Source organism: Dehalococcoides sp. UCH007 (assembly GCF_001010485.1).
Lineage (GTDB): Bacteria > Chloroflexota > Dehalococcoidia > Dehalococcoidales > Dehalococcoidaceae > Dehalococcoides > Dehalococcoides mccartyi_A.
Genome location: NZ_AP014722.1, coordinates 1357126 through 1374279, shown reverse-complemented (window position 1 = coordinate 1374279; position 17154 = coordinate 1357126). Strand labels below are relative to the sequence as shown.

14 protein-coding genes are annotated in these 17154 nt (G+C 46.0%); 7 read left to right on the top strand and 7 right to left on the bottom strand.

Annotated features, from left to right (window positions below):
• Positions 1-5 precede the first annotated feature (5 nt).
• Together UCH007_RS07215 and UCH007_RS07210 are read left to right on the top strand one after the other, a co-directional pair.
• Positions 6-548: a COG1470 family protein gene (locus UCH007_RS07215; RefSeq protein ID WP_046961450.1), complete on the top strand. Its 543-nt coding sequence runs from the start codon at positions 6-8 to the stop codon at positions 546-548.
• A gap of 19 nt (positions 549-567) precedes the next feature.
• The gene (locus UCH007_RS07210; RefSeq protein ID WP_012882641.1) at positions 568-969 is read left to right on the top strand and encodes a hypothetical protein; all 402 of its coding nucleotides are present in this window, start codon (positions 568-570) and stop codon (positions 967-969) included.
• A 104-nt stretch (positions 970-1073) separates the two neighbouring features.
• Here the strand turns inward: UCH007_RS07210 and UCH007_RS07205 are convergent, their stop codons facing one another.
• The 5 genes from UCH007_RS07205 to UCH007_RS07185 form a co-directional block, all read right to left on the bottom strand.
• A complete protein-coding gene (locus tag UCH007_RS07205; RefSeq protein ID WP_046961449.1) occupies positions 1074-2129 on the bottom strand; it encodes an HD domain-containing phosphohydrolase in 1056 nt (351 codons plus the stop codon).
• Positions 2129-6268, bottom strand: a complete 4140-nt coding sequence (locus UCH007_RS07200) for a hybrid sensor histidine kinase/response regulator (protein ID WP_046961448.1) — start codon at positions 6266-6268, stop codon at positions 2129-2131. Before UCH007_RS07200 ends, UCH007_RS07205 begins: the two co-directional genes overlap by 1 nt.
• Entirely contained in the window at positions 6265-6459 is a 195-nt protein-coding gene (locus UCH007_RS07195) for a hypothetical protein (protein WP_156171841.1), read from the bottom strand. Before UCH007_RS07195 ends, UCH007_RS07200 begins: the two co-directional genes overlap by 4 nt.
• A 181-nt stretch (positions 6460-6640) precedes the next feature.
• Positions 6641-7567, bottom strand: a complete 927-nt coding sequence (locus tag UCH007_RS07190) for a 4Fe-4S double cluster binding domain-containing protein (protein WP_052753406.1) — start codon at positions 7565-7567, stop codon at positions 6641-6643.
• A 54-nt stretch (positions 7568-7621) separates the two neighbouring features.
• Positions 7622-8257 (bottom strand): DUF4389 domain-containing protein, encoded by a 636-nt coding sequence (locus UCH007_RS07185; protein ID WP_080775298.1) that lies wholly within the window; start codon positions 8255-8257, stop codon positions 7622-7624.
• 381 nt (positions 8258-8638) lie between these two features.
• On the opposite strand from UCH007_RS07185, the gene UCH007_RS07180 reads away from it, so the two are divergent.
• The gene (locus UCH007_RS07180; protein WP_046961447.1) at positions 8639-10138 is read left to right on the top strand and encodes a reductive dehalogenase; all 1500 of its coding nucleotides are present in this window, start codon (positions 8639-8641) and stop codon (positions 10136-10138) included.
• A gap of 15 nt (positions 10139-10153) precedes the next feature.
• Positions 10154-10426, top strand: a complete 273-nt coding sequence (locus UCH007_RS07175) for a hypothetical protein (protein WP_046961446.1) — start codon at positions 10154-10156, stop codon at positions 10424-10426.
• Positions 10427-10490: 64 nt separating this feature from the next.
• Here UCH007_RS07175 and UCH007_RS07170 read toward each other — a convergent pair whose 3' ends face one another.
• Positions 10491-11006 (bottom strand): MarR family winged helix-turn-helix transcriptional regulator, encoded by a 516-nt coding sequence (locus tag UCH007_RS07170; protein ID WP_012882634.1) that lies wholly within the window; start codon positions 11004-11006, stop codon positions 10491-10493.
• Positions 11007-11480: 474 nt separating this feature from the next.
• Between UCH007_RS07170 and UCH007_RS07165 the strand changes: the two genes are divergently transcribed.
• The 3 genes from UCH007_RS07165 (at position 11481) to UCH007_RS07155 (ending at position 13824) form a co-directional block, all read left to right on the top strand.
• A complete protein-coding gene (locus UCH007_RS07165; protein ID WP_046961445.1) occupies positions 11481-12965 on the top strand; it encodes a reductive dehalogenase in 1485 nt (494 codons plus the stop codon).
• A gap of 26 nt (positions 12966-12991) precedes the next feature.
• Positions 12992-13261: a hypothetical protein gene (locus UCH007_RS07160; RefSeq protein ID WP_012882556.1), complete on the top strand. Its 270-nt coding sequence runs from the start codon at positions 12992-12994 to the stop codon at positions 13259-13261.
• Positions 13262-13425: 164 nt separating this feature from the next.
• Entirely contained in the window at positions 13426-13824 is a 399-nt protein-coding gene (locus UCH007_RS07155) for a NifB/NifX family molybdenum-iron cluster-binding protein (protein ID WP_041331564.1), read from the top strand.
• Positions 13825-13869: 45 nt separating this feature from the next.
• Here the strand turns inward: UCH007_RS07155 and UCH007_RS07150 are convergent, their stop codons facing one another.
• Positions 13870-17148, bottom strand: a complete 3279-nt coding sequence (locus UCH007_RS07150) for a PAS domain S-box protein (RefSeq protein WP_046961444.1) — start codon at positions 17146-17148, stop codon at positions 13870-13872.
• Positions 17149-17154 lie beyond the last annotated feature (6 nt).

The window sequence follows — 17154 nt, the reverse complement described above, 5'->3', positions numbered from 1 at the left end:
CTGAGATGAAGAAGTTTATAACAAATTTCAAAATATACAGGACTCTGTCCGGTCTGGTGTGTGCCGGTTTGCTGTTTGGCAGTATGCTGGGCGGGCTTTTCCCATCTGCCGCTGTTACCGCCCAGACAGAAAAATCCAGCCTTTCCCTATATCTGCTTTCCGGGTATTATTATATGGATATAATTCCCGGTGAAGCTAAAAAACTTTATCTGGAGCTTGAAAACTCCGGTACTCAGGAAATTTTTGATATAACCCTGTCAGCAGATTTGCCTGCAAACTGGGTGGTGGAATATAACCCTGCATCTGTTGACTATCTGAGTGTTGGTCAGCGTATGTCGCTAGAGGCGGTGGTGCTTGCCCCGTTAGATGCGTCCCGCGGAGAGTACAATCTGGTCTTTATAGCCGAATACCAGCAAATACGCACTTTCAGCAACACCATACTGGTAGTCAGAGATACTTCCGGGCTGTGGCAATGGGTAGGACTGGGGCTGGGAGCGGTGATGATTGGCGGGTTTGTTTTGCTGTACCGGCATTTTAATCGTAATTAACTGGTTTTGAGGTGATGAAATGATTGAACGTGTGCATGAACATTTGATTGCTGAGCTGGCATCCAATGCCCGCACAGATACAATATTTGTCCTTACAGCTATTTTCCTGAATCTGATTACTCTGGGTATAAACTCTGGCATAGCTTCTTCTTCAGGTGAAAATACCCAGACGGTAGTTATGCTTACTTTTGTGGCGCTTATCGTAGTGGTAAATTTTGTAGTTGAGGTGGGGCTTATCCGCGGCCGCCAGATGAGGACTAAACTCATTAACGGTTTGCTTAAAATGTATAAAGACCAGGGTGTGGCAGATTACTACGACCCTTCCATGCTTAGTGACTATGCTCTCCGGTACAATCTGTTTATGCTGGCGGTCCTGTTTACCGGGCTGGTGGCAGTAGTAATACCCTTCTTGCTCAGGTAAACGGCCTGTTTCGAGTCGTTGCCTGTAGAACCGGATAATTGATTTATATGGGATGCGGTGTGAATAAACTGTGCCGGCAGAGTAAGGGAGTTATGGCAGAGGGGTTATTGGTGTTCTTTTATAGCCAGAATATTTTTCAAGTTGCCTCTTAGGGCATTGTATATTTCGGGGTCAAACTGTTTGCCCACATTTTCTTCTATCATTTTCAAAGCCTCGGTTATCGAGTATGATACCGGCCGGTAAGGTCTTTTGGAAGTCAGGGCATCAAAAACATCTGCAATGGCGGTAATACGCCCGGCCAAAGGTATATTTTCACCCTTAAGCCCGTTCGGGTAACCGCTTCCGTCCCATTTTTCATGATGGTTCAGGGCAATTACTGCTGCCTTTTTAATGATTTCTGATGCGGCTCCCTCCAGAATATTGGCACCGATGACTGTATGCTGCTTCATAATCTCCCATTCCTGCGGGGTGAGTTTTCCGGGTTTCAGGAGTATATTGTCAGGAATACCAATCTTGCCTATGTCGTGCATGGGGGCGGCATACAGGAATGATTCTATCTCCTCAGGGGGGAGCCCCATACTTTCGGCTATCTGGGCGGCGTAGTGTCCTATACGCCGTATGTGCATGCCGGTATCTTCATCTTTATATTCGGCAGCCCGTGATAAACGGAAGATGGTATCCAATGAGGCTGATTTCAGTTTGTCCAAGGCCTGTTTTAGTTCTTCCGTCCGTTCAGCCACTTTCTGTTCCAGCCCAAGCTGGTAGCCTCTGTTTTCCAGTATCAGGCGTCTGTGTTCCTGTGCCCGTTTGGTAATGTGAATAAGAGAGTCCAGATTAAACGGTTTTATCACATAGTCGTATGCACCCAGCCGTATGCATTTTAAGGCAATGTCAATGTCATTTATGGCGGTGGCCATGATAACTTCGGTATCGGGTTTGAGGGTTTTTATATCCTGAAGGGTTTCAATACCTGTTTTGCCGGGCATATTTATATCCAGCAGAACTATAGCAACTTGTATCCCTTTAATAAGTTCAAGGGCTTCTATGCCGTTACTGGCAGTCAGGCACTGGTAGTTTTCGTTCGAAAACTTTACGCTGAGTAATTGGCGTATCAATTCCTCGTCATCTACTATCAGTAAGGTATCCTGTTGTAAATCCATCAGTTATCCGCATCTATCTTGCTTAATACCCTGTGCATGGCAGTTTTAAGCAGGGACATGTCAAAGGGTTTGGTAACATAGGGGATATCGTGGTTATCAAGGTATTCCCTGACTTTGGCATCAGAGGTATCGCCGGTGATAAATACAATACGGCCGGCTAATCCGGGCCAGTTGCTGATAATCTTATCATAGAGCTCGGTTCCGCTCATGCCGGGCATGCGGATATCCAGAAAGATAATGTCATATGTATGTTCGCGTAATTTGTCCAGTGCTTTTTCCGGGTTTTCGCACTCCTCTACCTGGTGTCCATCCTGGGTTAAAATGATTTTCAACAGGGATCTAACCGCAGGCTCATCATCTATCACCATGGCTGAAGCTGATCTTTTTGGTGCCGAATATGCCGGAGCACTTTTCTCTGAAGGTTGGGATGGAATTTCACAAGTGGTGCTTACGGGCAGTTCTATTACAAAGGTGGCACCCCCTTCGGGGTTATTTTCAGCCCATATTCTGCCGTTGTGCTCCAAAATAATGCCTTGTGACAGGCTTAACCCCAATCCTGTTCCCTGTCCCGGGTCTTTGGTGGTGAAAAACGGCTGGAATATTTTATCCATTACATCCGCTGCTATACCCGTTCCGTCATCTTTAAATGAAATGCGTATATATTCGCCCGTTTTTTCAGTTTTTATAGAAAGCGTGCCTTTTTCATGAGCCTTTTTCATGGAATGTTCGGCATTTAATATCAGATTAAGGAAAACTTGCTGTATCTGGGCGGGATCGACATTTATCCATGGCAAGTCCGGGGCATAGTTACGTATTATGGTTATGCCGGCTGTTTCCAGTACATAACTGCGCAGTGTCAGGGAGTTATCAATAATATCGGTAATACTGACTTTGCTGATAATCGGTTTTGTCTGACGGGCAAAAGTCAGCAGTCTTTTTACAATCTCAACTACTCTCAAGCTGCCGTTGTTTATAACCTTTAAAGAGTCCTGCACATCAGCGGGCAAGTCAGGCCTGTTTGAAAGCAGCTCTGCAAAACCAACTACACCGGTTAAAGGGTTATTAATCTCATGGGCAATACCCGCCGCCATTTCCCCTACCGCGGCCAGACGATTAGCCATATCTGCCCGCTCACGCAGTTTTTGCCGCTCTGCCTCTATTTTTTTCAGGTCACTGATATCTCTGGCCATGGTAATGACAGTAGGCTTTCCCCCGAAAAGGAATATTCTTGGCCTGATTTCCACCGGTATTTCCCGTCCGGTTTTGGTCACGAATATCCGCTCAAGAGTAGTAGTCTCATCTTTCTCAATTTGTTCAATAACACTGGTGAATAGAGCAGCATCACCAGCCATGCCCTTTACAAAATCCCTCACCGTCATATTTTGCAACTCATCACGGCTATATTCCAGCATGGCTGCACATGCATCATTTACTTCCAGAATTTTATCCGGAGTATTGTCTGATTTCGGGCGGTGCACGATAATTGCGTCCGTGACGCTGTTGAAAAGGGACATGTAGGTCTCACGCTCCGCTCTCAAAGCTTCTTCAGATTTCTTTCTTTCGTTAATGTTCTTTATTACGTGAATTGACCCTACTACCCGGTTATCCGCATCCAGCACGGGTGAGGTAGTGGCTTCAACCCAGGTATTAAGGTTTTCTTCAAAGAATTCGCTTACCTGTGAACGGCCGGTTTCAAGGGTTTTCTTATGCGGGCACATAAAATGGGGCTGCTTGGTTGAGTGAATAAGCTCATAACAGTGTTTGCCTATAATTTCCTCCGGCGGCAGCTTAAGGGACTTGGCAAATGCATTATTGACTCGCAGAATCATATATCCGGCGTCTACTATGCATATCATGTCATTTATAGAGTCAAAGGTTGTACTCCACTCTGCGGCGGATTTGACCAGATTTTCCTCCATCCTCTTGCGGTCGGTGATATCACTGGCAACTGATAACGCCCCCACTGTTTTGCCGGTTATATCCTTTAGCGAATGTGCCCACCAACCCAGCAAGCGGGGCTCCCCGTCTTTGCGGCGTTGCCAGCTTTCAACGTAAACAGTATTTTCACCGCCGCTGAAAACGGGTCTGATTTTCTGGTAGATATCCTGTTTCCCTATAAAATAGTGAGATGCCTCTTTGCCTATTACATCGTCCCCGAAAAATTCCAGTCCGGATTCATTTATCCAAGTGTAGACTTTGTTTGTATCCACCTCGGCAATAATATCCGGCACGGTGGCCAGTATGGTTTCCTGGTGTTTAAATATAGTTTTAAATTTTTCCTCAGCCTTCTTACGTTCGCTGATATCACGTATCACGCTTACCACTACCCTGGTATTGTTTATGGTAGCTCCCCGTGAGCTTACTTCTACAGGGAAAATGCTTCCGTCCTTGCGCATGTGGTACGATTCAAAGAGTATACCTTCAGAATCAGCCTGCGCCAGCTGCATGGGTATAGCCGCCCGTGTTTCCGGCGGACGGATCTCATACACGGTTTTATTCAGTAATTGCCTGCGGGTATATCCGTATGCCTTAGTGGCGGCGGCGTTAGTTTCCAATATCTGCCCGCTATTCTTATCCAAAAACAGTATTATATCCCGGCTGTCATCAGCAATAAGTTTATATTTCTGCAGGGCTTGTTCGGTTTGTTTGCGTTTGGTTATATCCAAAATACACGGGGTGTAATACAGGATTTTGCCTTGGTCATCTTTTATGGCGCCGACAGAAATATGCCCCCAGAAAACACTCCCATCTTTGCGGATATACTGTTTATCGCGTTCAAAATTATCTATAACACCTGCGGATAAGAGTTTTAACTGCTTAAGGTCATATGCCAGATACTTGGGATGGGTTATTTCCTTAAAGGTAATAGCGGTGAGTTCCTTTTCGGAGTATCCCATCATGCGGCACATGGTTTTATTTACCTGGGTAAATTTAAAATATTGGTCGGTAATAGCTATACCTATAGGTACCTGGTCAAATATGCGGTGAAAACGCTCCTCGCTGATTTGCAGCTGTTTTTCAGTTTCCCTGCGTCTGGTAATATCCAGTGAAAGTATAAAAATCCCCTCCGGAACGGGTTCAATGCTTAGTTCAAACCAACCTTCAGCGTTATCCGGGAAAATAAAACGGTTTTCTATGCGGATTGCAGTTCTGTTCTCCATACAGCGGCGAAGGTGGATAAACACTTCGGTATTTTCAATACCGGGGTATGCTTCCATCATAGTGCGGCCGATAAGCGCTTCTTTAGGCTTCCGGCTATGGCGGACAGCCACAGTGTTGAGATATATATAACGCCAATCCCGTCCGATAATTTGACACCCTTCCAGCATGTTATCCAGCGTTAGCCTGTAACGTTCCTCTGCTGTCCTCAGTTTTTCTTCAGCCTCTTTACGTTTGCTGACATCACGTATTATCATGGCGGTCCTGAGTTCGCCTTCGCCTACAGGATATATTTTGGAGGTGATTTCACCGGGAAAGGTCGTACCATCACTGCGGAGGAAAGTTAATTCGCCTTTAAATTCTCCGGTTGCGGCGCGTATTTCCAGGGCTTGTTGTAACCTCGGGTCAGTTACATCTATCAGCCCGTCCCGCCCTATCTCGCGTATTTCAGTTTCAGTTCTGCCAAACATACTGCAGGCTGCCGGGTTGGCTGCCAAAATACGCCCGTTAGGAATAGTCAGCAGGATTGCATCGTAGCTGTTTTTGAATAGTTCATGGCATCGGGCTTCATTTTCGGCCAGTTTCAGCTGGGACATTTTATATTCGGTCAGGTCCCGTAATATAGCCATATTGGCCGGTTTGTCTTCGTACTCTATATAGCTGGCGTTGATTTCAATCGGTATCTTGCGGTTATCTTTAGATACAATCTCTATCTCATACTGGTTGGTTACGTTCTCTCCTGCCAGCCGCCTTTGATACCTCTCGAGTACCATCGGTCTGTATTCGGGGGAGATGAAATCTACAAATGGTTTTCCTGTTATTTCTTCAAGTGAGAAACCGGTTAGGACGGTCATTTTGGGGTTGGCATAAATAAGCCGCTCATCCTGAATAATAATAATCCCGTCATTGCTTTTTTCTACCAGCGTAGAATACAAAATATTTGACTGGTGCAGTTTATTTCTTTTCGGCGTATCTTTCACAGTACGGATACCTCTTTACCTGTCAGCCATGGAGTGAATATATGACGGAGGAGACAATACGTACGGGGTAGATTACCCACTCTTAAGTTAATTTTGCCGGTCTGTTTGTTTTTAATTCTCAGGGTAATACAAAACTCGCTAGGAGGCAGTTTGTGTTTGGCATGGATTTGCAGGGTGTTAGTATCTGCCAATTTTGTGCACACCTTTTAACTGCTGTCCGAATCAAAATTTCCCTTTCTGTCCATATATAACCCCTCATAATAGTATTACTCCAAATGAATGTCAGTGTAAATACCCCATCAATTTCTCTTGATTGGGTAAAGCTGTATTGAGGCAGGTTTGCGGGGTAAAGTTGTATATGCTCTTGATAGCTTAACGGATTATGTTTTTGGGGTTTACGAGCAACTCCAAATTGCGGGCAAAGACAGGATAGGAATCATCCATGGCTATAGTGCTTAGCTTTTGGTATAAGTCGGCAGGTATCTGGTTGGCTGGCAGTTTTTGCCGGATTAAGTTTGTTTCTTCTTCCGTAAATTCGGGTCCGGGTATTACTCTTGCAGATTGGCGGATATTTAAAGGGCATACGGTTTGACAGCGCATACAGCCTATAAGGGCATTGTGCCAATCAGGGTCTATCCAGCCGGCAAGGGTATCTTCACGTTCGTTATGCCATGTAAGGCAGTTTTCTGCCTTAAGCAGGAAACGTTCATCACTAATACAGCCGCTTGGACAATTCCGGGTGCATTTGAAGCATTTGCTGCAAGCCTTCATTTCTTTCGGTTCATTCCAGTTGTCCTGTGTGCAAGGGCAGTCTGAAACAAAGGCGATTAATCGGTGGTACGAACCAAAGCCGTGTATATAGGCAAGGTTGTTCCTGCCATATTCGGCCAGTCCGCTGTGGGCTGCCAGTATTTTCACAGGTAGATTCGCCCTAACAGATTTAAATCCTTCGGCCTGGATTATGCTGGTCAGAATATTTGAAACGGCAGCATCGTCTTTACTGCCTATATAAGTAGGCGGTATATCTGCATTATAAATGTGCCCTTTCCATGTAAAGCGGGCACGGGTTAAAGGTTGGGGTATGGCGATGATGAAAACCGTGCGGGTATTGGGCATAGCTGAATCAAAATCATATTTAAACTGTAGATATGTTTTTGCAAGAAGAGTGTCAACCAAGCCCTGCCGCTTAAGGTTTTCAATATTCTCTTCCAGTTCCGGCAGATGCTTGCAGGAAACAGTGCTGGCTTTGAAGCCGTTTTCTGTCAATTCCGCCACAGCTCTGCCGGATATATCACTCATGTTTTATTTTTCTAATCTGCCTGATATTTAAAATGGGGTTTTCCAAGATTCGGGTTATGATTCAAGGCTGAATGGCGGATAGTCATCTGTAATCAGCAGGGTTGCATAAGCGGATACCCGCAGACCCCAGCGCATGACCCCAACTACAAAATCAAACAATGATTTCGGGTATTTGCCGGTGAATAAAATAGTGAACCAGGCGAAAACAGTGCACATGAATGCGGCCAGACCCAGGAAAAACAAGATAATATAATGTGGTATAGCTAAAAACCATTTAAATAGCGGCATCCAGCGGTTCAGGTTATTTTTTACATCCGGGTAAACCAGATTTAGATGGACAGATTGTTCTTCATCTGTTGAGGGGTATTCATCCCGCAGCAAGGCAAGATATGAGATAAATCTGTAGCAGAAACGGCTGAGAGCCAGATTCCAGTCAAACCACCATTTGGGGTATTTCTGCTGAACAAGAATCATAAACACGGTAGCCATAACAATAATGCCTCCGGCATTGCTGGCGGAGTATGTTATCTGGTCAACGGTATACTCGTAAGTGCCTCCGCTAATAAGGGACAAGATTATGGCAATGGGGATTATCATGAGGAGACGGAAAGCTACACTTACTTTGTCACGGGGTTCATTCTGGTAGTCCACGCTTAGCGTGGCCGGATACTGGGTAGCACTGGACATTATTTTATCCCTCCTGCTTAAAAATTATTGCGGCTGTAAGTACCATAGGCTTTCGGTTTGTGAAAGTATCCTTTGTATTATACCTTTCCCTGCCTTGTTATCAAGGCATACCTTATATTTTTGTGCTGCTAAGAGAACTAGCCAAAACATAAAACACAGTCTGCACCCGAAATTATACTAAATGCTTAGTATTAGTATCCCTTTTGCTGATTGCCGGACTTGACCTCAAAATATATAATCGTAATCAAACATCGTAATCAAACATCGTATATACACAAAGCCAATTATTATTCTGATAAAAGGGGGGAACATGAATTTTGGCGCTCAGGGAAGACTGGGTGACAATGGGAAAGACTATAAGCAGACTAAAAGGAGAAGTGGAATATGCCCAATTTTCATTCGATAGTAAGCCGCCGTGATTTCGTAAAGGCTTTGGGTTTAACTGGAGCCGGCATTGGTACTGCGGCTGCCGCTGTACCGGTGTTTCAGGATCTGGATGATGTCACAGCTTCCCCAAATGCGGAATGGAAACGCCCTTGGTGGGTAAAACAACGTGAACTGGATGACCCCACCACCGAAATAGACTGGGATATGATGTATCGGTCTGATGGGCGTATGGTAGGTCAGGTACGTTCAGTTCAGATAAAATATCTGGGCGAAGAGGAAGTAAACAGACGCAATGCAGTGGGTACAAAATTTACTTCCGACGGCTTGAAAAACAATACCCCCGGTTTAAGACTGCGTGACCAGGCTTTGGCCGCAGGTGTGATGAGTATGCTGCCTATGGCAATGGGGCAAATACCCAGCATGAGCTTTATGGGACCGTCAACCGCTACCCCCGAAGCCCGCGGTGTGGCAAAATACCAGGGAACACCAGCCGAAAATTCCCGCATGCTTCGGAGCGCCTTAATCTTCTACGGGGCTGCTCAGGTAGGTTATGGCGAGGTAACCCAGCGTTACAAGGACAAGCTTTTCCGTACCTTTGACAAGGGTAATGCCGCCACTGCTTACCAAGGTGCCTGGCCTCCCCCGCTTACCCAGTGCAAACAGTACTTTTTTGAAGATGTACCGGTTGGGTACGAGACTACTGAAAAGATGGTCTTCCCCTCCAATGTACCTTTGTACGAGTTTACTTTCACTGTTGCCATGTCAAAGGAAATGTTCCGTTGTTCACCCAGCTCCGCACTTCAGAATGCGGCTAACCTCAGCCGGTATACTACCATGTCGCAGATTCAGCCCAAGATTCAGGCTTTTATTAAATCTTTGGGTTATCAGTGTTATGGTTATACCCTGCCCATGAATGGTGCTGTACCTACTATTGCCAGTGCCATACTGACCGGTCTGGGTGAAGGTGCCCGCAACGTAGGTGCGTTTAACAATCCCGAATTTGGCTCAATAACCGGCCTTTTCCACCTGATTACCGATTTGCCTCTTGAGCCTACCCCACCCATTGATGCCGGTATGTGGCGTTTCTGCCATACCTGTACCAAGTGTGCAGACAGCTGCCCCTGGAATGCTATCCCCACAGATCACGAGCCTACTTGGGAAATTCCCAAGCTGTATGGTCAGGAAGATACCACTCACGTACCCGGCAAGAAACAGTTTTGGACAAACAGCGTTGACTGCTGGTTGGGCAGAGTCCAGCTGGGTACATGCGGTGCCTGTATGGGTACTTGTACGTTTAATACCGGCAAGAATGCTATCCATGATTATGTCAAAGCCACTTTGTCCACCACTCCTGTTTTTAACAGCTTCCTGTGGCAGGCAGACAAGGCCTTTGGTTATGGTCTCAGAGAAGGTGAAGACCTTGAAAACTGGTGGGATATGCCCCAGCCTATCGGTGGGTTTGACAGCACCTGCGGTATTCAGGGCGGAAGTTACTAGGAGGTAGAATAAAATATGTGGTTAATAGTTGGTTTAATAGTTGGCGCATTGCTTATGGGGCTGTTCTGGCTGATGAAACGTAACAATTTCAGCCTGAAGTGGTATGAATGGCTGATTGGTATAGCAGGCTTGGTTCTGCTCCTGCTTACTATTCAGAATTATTTCGGCAGTATAGATGAGTTTGAAACCAAGGCCGCCGGCATGTTCCTGCTAGTGCTTGGGTTGCCGGCTCTTATTCTGCTGGCTCTTTCATGGCAGATGGTTGCCCGGAGAGTAAAGAAAGCCTAAATAAGGTTTACCAATCAACTCAGAGCGGGGGATTTTAATCCCCCGCTTTATCTATCAATTTTTATCAGGGTTTGTTTTTATACGATATTTCGGTGTCGTAACTGTGAAGTATGTTCAAGTCATAACCGGTTTTAATTTTTGGGGTAGAAAGCTCGATTATAGATTTATCCCGTACTCTTTGGAGCAAACCCTTAAGCTGGTCTATTTCCTCGTCAGAAAAATCCTCAAATATTTTCTGGACTTTCGGCAGTAAAAACGCAGCGTTTCTGGCGTTCTCCCCTGCTTCCGTTATCACTACCCGAATCATATTCCGTCTTTCCAGGTCTTTTCTTAGTTCCAGCAGCCCTTTGGCTTCCATTCCCTTTAGGGTTACCGAGACGGTATGGGGTTCGCGTAAAAATATTTTGGAAATTTTGGCGGGAGTTACTACGGTATCTCTTCCCACATGCAAAATATTCAGTATACCTGCCTGTTCAGGTGTAATTCCTGTATCAAGCAGCTCTTTGCGGCGGACATTATAAGCGCCTGCCCTTGCCTGCATCAGCATAGACCAAATCTCAAAAGTATTGTTGCTTGGCATAATCCTGTTTCCCCAATCTGTATTTTGGTAAATATCAGCCTGTCTAAGTATTAAACAATAAACCAGACATTAAATACAAATAACTATCAATCTCTAAAGAATACAGGTTTAGCATTGTTATATATCCTAAAGTATACCCCAAAATTCAGTTAAAATACGCATTTCGGCGTATTGACGGTTTTATCTGCGGGGGTTAATATTCCATGACGAACATTATGATACGAACATTATGATACGAACATTATATATGGCGTTGCATGGTCTGATATATGGTTTTAAGGCTCGCTCTGGAAACGGAAATTAGGTTTTGATAGTAGTGAGCTTTGAAAATAAAAACCGGCGACCTGTATCAGAGGCCGCCAGAAAGGAAGGTATTTAAGCTAGCTGGATTAGAGATAACTTTTAGTGCCCTTCCGTATTTATATTTTCCTTAAACTGGTTATTAGTGTCAAATACTTGATTAGGAGATCTTAAGTGAAAACTTTTCATTCAACACTTTCCCGAAGAGATTTTATGAAGGCTTTGGGTCTGGCTGGTGCCGGTGTCGGAGCAGTGTCTGCTGCCGCCCCGGTTTTCCATGATGTGGATGAGCTGACTGCTTCTTCCGGCGGAGTACAGAAGCTGCCTTGGTGGGTCAAAGAGCGGGATTTCAAAGATCCTTCAGTGCCCATTGACTGGCAGAATCTGCCCAAGCTGGATGGCGTTTTCCCCTATCAGGCCAGGCCAACCCTGACGGCTCAGGAGAGATATGCCATGGGTATTCCCGGCGGCAGTTCGGGTGTCTGGGCCAGCCCTGAACAGGCGCAAGTTCTTTTTGATTACATGAAAAAGGAATTTCCGGGTTGGGAACCCGGCTATGCCGGTCTGGGAGACCACCGGACAACCGCTCTCTTTATGGCTACCAAATTTATGCGGATGGGCATGTGGCCCGGCGAAATAAACATGGGCGGCAACAGGGTCAATGTTCTTCAGGCTATACTTAAGGCCGGAGGCACTGCCACCTTCCCCTCCTTCCTGGGTCTTCGCTCCAGTGAAACACTCCGCCCGCAGGATTTTGGTGTACCGCGCTGGGAAGGTACACCCGAAGAGAACCTGCTTACTCTGCGTCAGGTAGTCCGTTTCCTTGGCGGCTGTGATGTAGGTGCTCAGGAACTGGATTCGGATGTCTTCAAGCTCTTCCATGAGACAAGCGGCGGAAAGCAGCTGGTGATAGAAAACGTAGACGAAGCGGCTGAGACCGCAACCAAGCTGGTTATTCCCGCTAAAGCCAAATACATACTCCAGTGGACTGCCCGCCAGCCTTACGAATCCACCAGACGCCAGGCCGGTGAATATGAGGATGCTGCTGTATACTACTCCTATCAAAGATTCCCCTTTGTCGGGGCTATCATTCAGGAGTTTATCCATGCTATGGGGTATACTGCGGTTTCCACCCATATGATGGGTTACCATACCAATGCCATAGCTACCTTGACCGGCATGGGGGAACATTGCCGTATGTCATCACCCACCTTGGTTCCCAAATACGGTACTACTAACCGGGCTATGTGGGTAATGATGACCGATATGCCCCTTATGTCCACTAAACCCATAGACTTCGGCGTGTATGATTTCTGCAAGACCTGCGGTATCTGCGCAGACAGCTGTCCGTTCGGCCTCATTGAGAAGGGCGACCCGTCCTGGGAAGCTACCCAACCCGGTTCACGCCCCGGTTTCAACGGGTGGCGTACCAATACCACCACCTGCCCGCATTGTCCGGTCTGCCAGGGCAGTTGCCCCTTTAATACCAATGGTGACGGTTCATTTATACATGATTTGGTACGCAATACCGTTTCCGTTACTCCTGTTTTCAACAGTTTCTTTGCCAATATGGAGAAAACCATGGGTTACGGACGCAAGGACCCGCGTGATTGGTGGAATATAGATGATTATACCTACGGTATAAATACATCCTACTAAGGCAAAATGAATAAAGGAGTAATGTAATGTTTTGGATTGGATTGCTTGCAGGTGCAGTTATAGCTCTTGTGGCTAATCGGCTGGTGCAAAAGGGAGTGTTCACAAAGTGGTATGAATGGTTGCTGGGCGGCTTGGGCGTATTAGCCTTATTTGCTACCGGTCAGCATTATTTCAGCTCTCTGCGTGAAAATGAACCCCAGTCAGCCTGGATGGGGGCGCTTATCTTTGGTATTATCGCCCTTATACTGCTGGGTGTAGCCTGGCAGTTGTCCGTCAGGAAAACCAGGAAAGCTTAAGCAGAGTTCCCGGTTATACCTAAGGCGGGGGAGGACAAATCCCCCGCCTTTTTATTTGTAAGGCGGGTTTGATATACCTTGGGTAATGAGTTAATATTAGTAAAGAGCATATGCTCAATACAAATCACGGAATATAGCTTTATCAATCAGGTGGAGGAATAGTAATGAAAATTGCCGTAGTAACCGATAACGGTAAAACAGTCTGTCAGCATTTCGGGCGTGCCCAGTATTATCTGGTTGCAAGTATCGAAAATGGCAGTGTAACCGGTAAAGAGCAAAGACCTAAAGCCGGTCACCACACTGCCGGTATGAGTCATGAGCATAACCATGCCGCCGGAGCTTGCCACGGATTTAATGCCCACTCCCAATCTATTCATGCCGGTATGGTTTCAAATATTACTGATTGTCAGCTTGTTATAGCCGGCGGAATGGGCATGGGGGCCAGGCAAAGTTTGGAACAGGCCGGTATTGATGTGCATATGACTGATGTGGCGGATATAGATATAGCCCTGAAGCTCTATCTTGAGGGTAAACTGCCGAATTTAACGGAGCGCTTGCACTAGATGGGGTGTTGCCGGCCCTGCCGGATTCAGTTCGGATAAGAAAAATTAGGGTTTTTTCCCTAATATCTCACCTACTGCTGTTTCCAGTGTCTTGCGGTTGAAAGGTTTGCTGATATAAGGAGTCTGATGAGCTTCCAGATATGTTTTGGTGGCTTCGTCAGAGGTGTCCCCGGTAATAAATATTACAGATTGAGACAGGGCCGGTTTTTTCACCAGAATATTGTTGAAGAGTTCAATGCCGCTCATACCGGGCATACGGATATCCAGCAGGATTACGTTATAGTCGGCGGATATAATCTTATCCAGTGCTTTGCGGGGATCATCGCACTCTTCAACTGTATGGCCGTTTTGGCTGAGAATAGTCTTTATAAGCAGCCTTATGGCGGGTTCGTCATCTACCACCAGAATATTGGCTTTAGTTATGGTTTTTTGAGGTTCAGCCGCAGGCGGTATTTCCCCGGTTGCGTCAGCATCAGCGGCTGCAGGCAGCTCAACAATAAACGTAGTGCCTTTACCGGCTTTGCTCTCTGCCCTTATAGTGCCGTTATGTTCCTGAATAATGCCCAGCGAAAGGCTCAGCCCCAACCCAGTGCCTTCCCCCGGTTCTTTAGTGGTAAAAAACGGCTGAAAGAGTTTTTTCAAAACTTCATCAGGCATACCCGGCCCGTCATCTGTAACTGATATGCGTATGTAATTGCCGAGGCTTTTTGTTTGAATAGTAAGTATCCCTTTGTCATGGGCTTTTTTCATAGCGTGTTCCGCATTTACAATAAGATTTAAAAAGACCTGCTGAAGTTGACCCGGGTCTGCTATCACCCAGGGGAGATTAGCATCATAATCTTTGATAACCTTAATATTGGCTGTAGCCAGTACGTAATTACGCAGTTCCAGAGTGTGGTCTATCAGACTGGTTATATCCACCCGGTTCATTTGGGGGGTAGATTGCCGGGCAAAGGTAAGCATCCGTTTGATAATTTCCCGGGCTCTTTGGCTTCCTTCATTTATGATTTGCAGGTTGTCTTTGACATCGTCGGGCAGATCTTTCCTTTCCAGCAGAAGTTCGGAAAAACCTATTACTCCGGTAAGCGGGTTATTTATCTCGTGGGCAATACCGGCTGCCATTTCGCCAACCGCAGCCAAACGGCTGGACATTTCCGCTTTGTTGCGAAGCTGTTGTTGTTGCAGTTCTTCCTGTTTGCGTTTGGATATATCCTTAATAACATGAACCGAGCCAGTTAAATCGCCCTTGTTATCAAATATAGGTGACGAAGATGCTTCCACCCAGAGCTTCAGTTTTTTATCATAATACTCACTGGATTCCACGTGCTTGGATTGCAGCGTACGGGCATGGGGGCACATCGGATGGGGCTGATTCATCCCGTGGATAACCTCGTAACAATGTTTGCCTACCAGGTCATTGGGCTTAAACCCGAGGGCATTGGCGAAAGCCAGATTTACCCTGAGGATTGTATGTTTCGGGTCAACAATAGCTATCATGTCTTTAATGGAATCAAAGGTAGTGCGCCATTCTTCGGCTGCGTGAGTTAAAGCTGCCTCTGCCTGTTTTCGGGTAGTTATATCATGGACAATGGTAATTACGGTATCAATACCTTTGTATTTAAATAATCTGGCATTTATTTCCACCGGGATTTCGTGTCTGTCTTTGTGAATGAATATGCGCTCATTTTGCACTTTCCCGGTTTGCCTCAAAGATTCCATGGTTCTTTTAACCGGTTCCGAACTCATGTTATCGTTTTTAGTAATATCAAACGGGGAAAGTTTTAAGAGTTCCTCACGGTTATAACCTAAAAGCGTAATGGCGGCATCATTTGCTTCTATAAAAGTCCCCGGTGTCAATTCGCCCTGCGGCTGATGGACAAGAATGGCGTCATTATTGGAATTAAACAATGCCTCATATCTTTCTTTGTGTTCCCGGGTTGCCTCTTCGGCTTTATAACGTTCGGTTATATCCTGAATAATGCAGTGGGTTTGTTTAAACTCACCTTTGGGTGTGTAGGCAATCCGTCCTTCAAAGGCAACAATTATTATCTGCCCGTCCTTCCGTTTCATCTTGAAATCCACATGGGTATGGCCGGCTTTGACAAAACGCGGGAAATTCTTTTTAAATTTATCTAAATCCTCGGATGCTACAAATTCACCAAACCAGTGTCCTATTACCTCTTCTTTTTGGTAGCCTAAGGTATCCAGCCAAAGGCGGTTTACTTCTATGAAAACCCCGTTCTGGTCAAGTGATTGGTATCCGGCGGGGGATTGTTCGTATAGTTCGCGGTAGTGCTTTTCATTTTCAGCCAAAGCTGTTTCAATCCGTTCGTGTTCGGTGGAGTCTTCCACTTGAGACATCATGGATATCATCTTATTATTACTGTCATAAAGGGCCGAGTTGTACCATGTGCAGTGAATAACCCGCCCGTCCTTTGTGTAATTACGGTTAAGAGTTACAACCTGGCTGCTGATGCCCTCTTTAAGAGTCTTAATAGTCTGCTCGACGATAGGTGCATCCGGTTCGTATACTATGTTCAGGTCATAGACGGATTTGCCTATGGTTTCGGAAGCGCCCCAGCCGAATATATGGGGTGCGGCACCTTCCCAGCGGGTGACTATAAAATCAGCATCCCATTCTATAGTAGCCAGCGGAGAGTTTTGGGTATGCAGACGTAGTTTTTCACTGCTTTCCTGTATAGCCTCAAGGGCGGTTTTCAGTTTATGCTCGCTTAGTGACAGCTGAGATATGGTTGAGTAATAAGATTCCTGGTCTAAAAACAGCAGACAGACAATCAAACCGGCAATGGGGAATATAGTGAGTACCGGAAAAGCAATTTCACTGATAACAGTGGAGGAAATACCTCCGGGCAGGGCCAGCATCAAACCCAGCATTCCGGCATGTACAATCAGACTGAAAGCAAGCAGCAGCAAAGGGTTTGTAATCTTGGAATAGCGCTGCCTCAGATAGTAGTAAGCAAGCCCTGCCAGAGCCGCCCAGACAATTACACTTGAACCGACAAGTACGCCGTCACCCCCCAGTGAGATTCGGAAAATAATGGCGATGACAGAGGATATCAGGGCTATGACCGGGCCGCCTATAAACGCGCCGGCGCTGATAAGTACGGAACGGCCGTCAAAGAAAACCCCGGGTGCTACGCTTACGGCATTCATCATACCCAGTATGGTAGCTCCGCCGATAACCATACCCAGAATAATTTTGCTGTTACGGGTGAAGTAGCCGCCATGACGCATTATCAGGTCTATTATGACAACTACAAATATCAGAAGGGCCAGATTGTAAAATAAATCGATGTTAATCATAAGGCA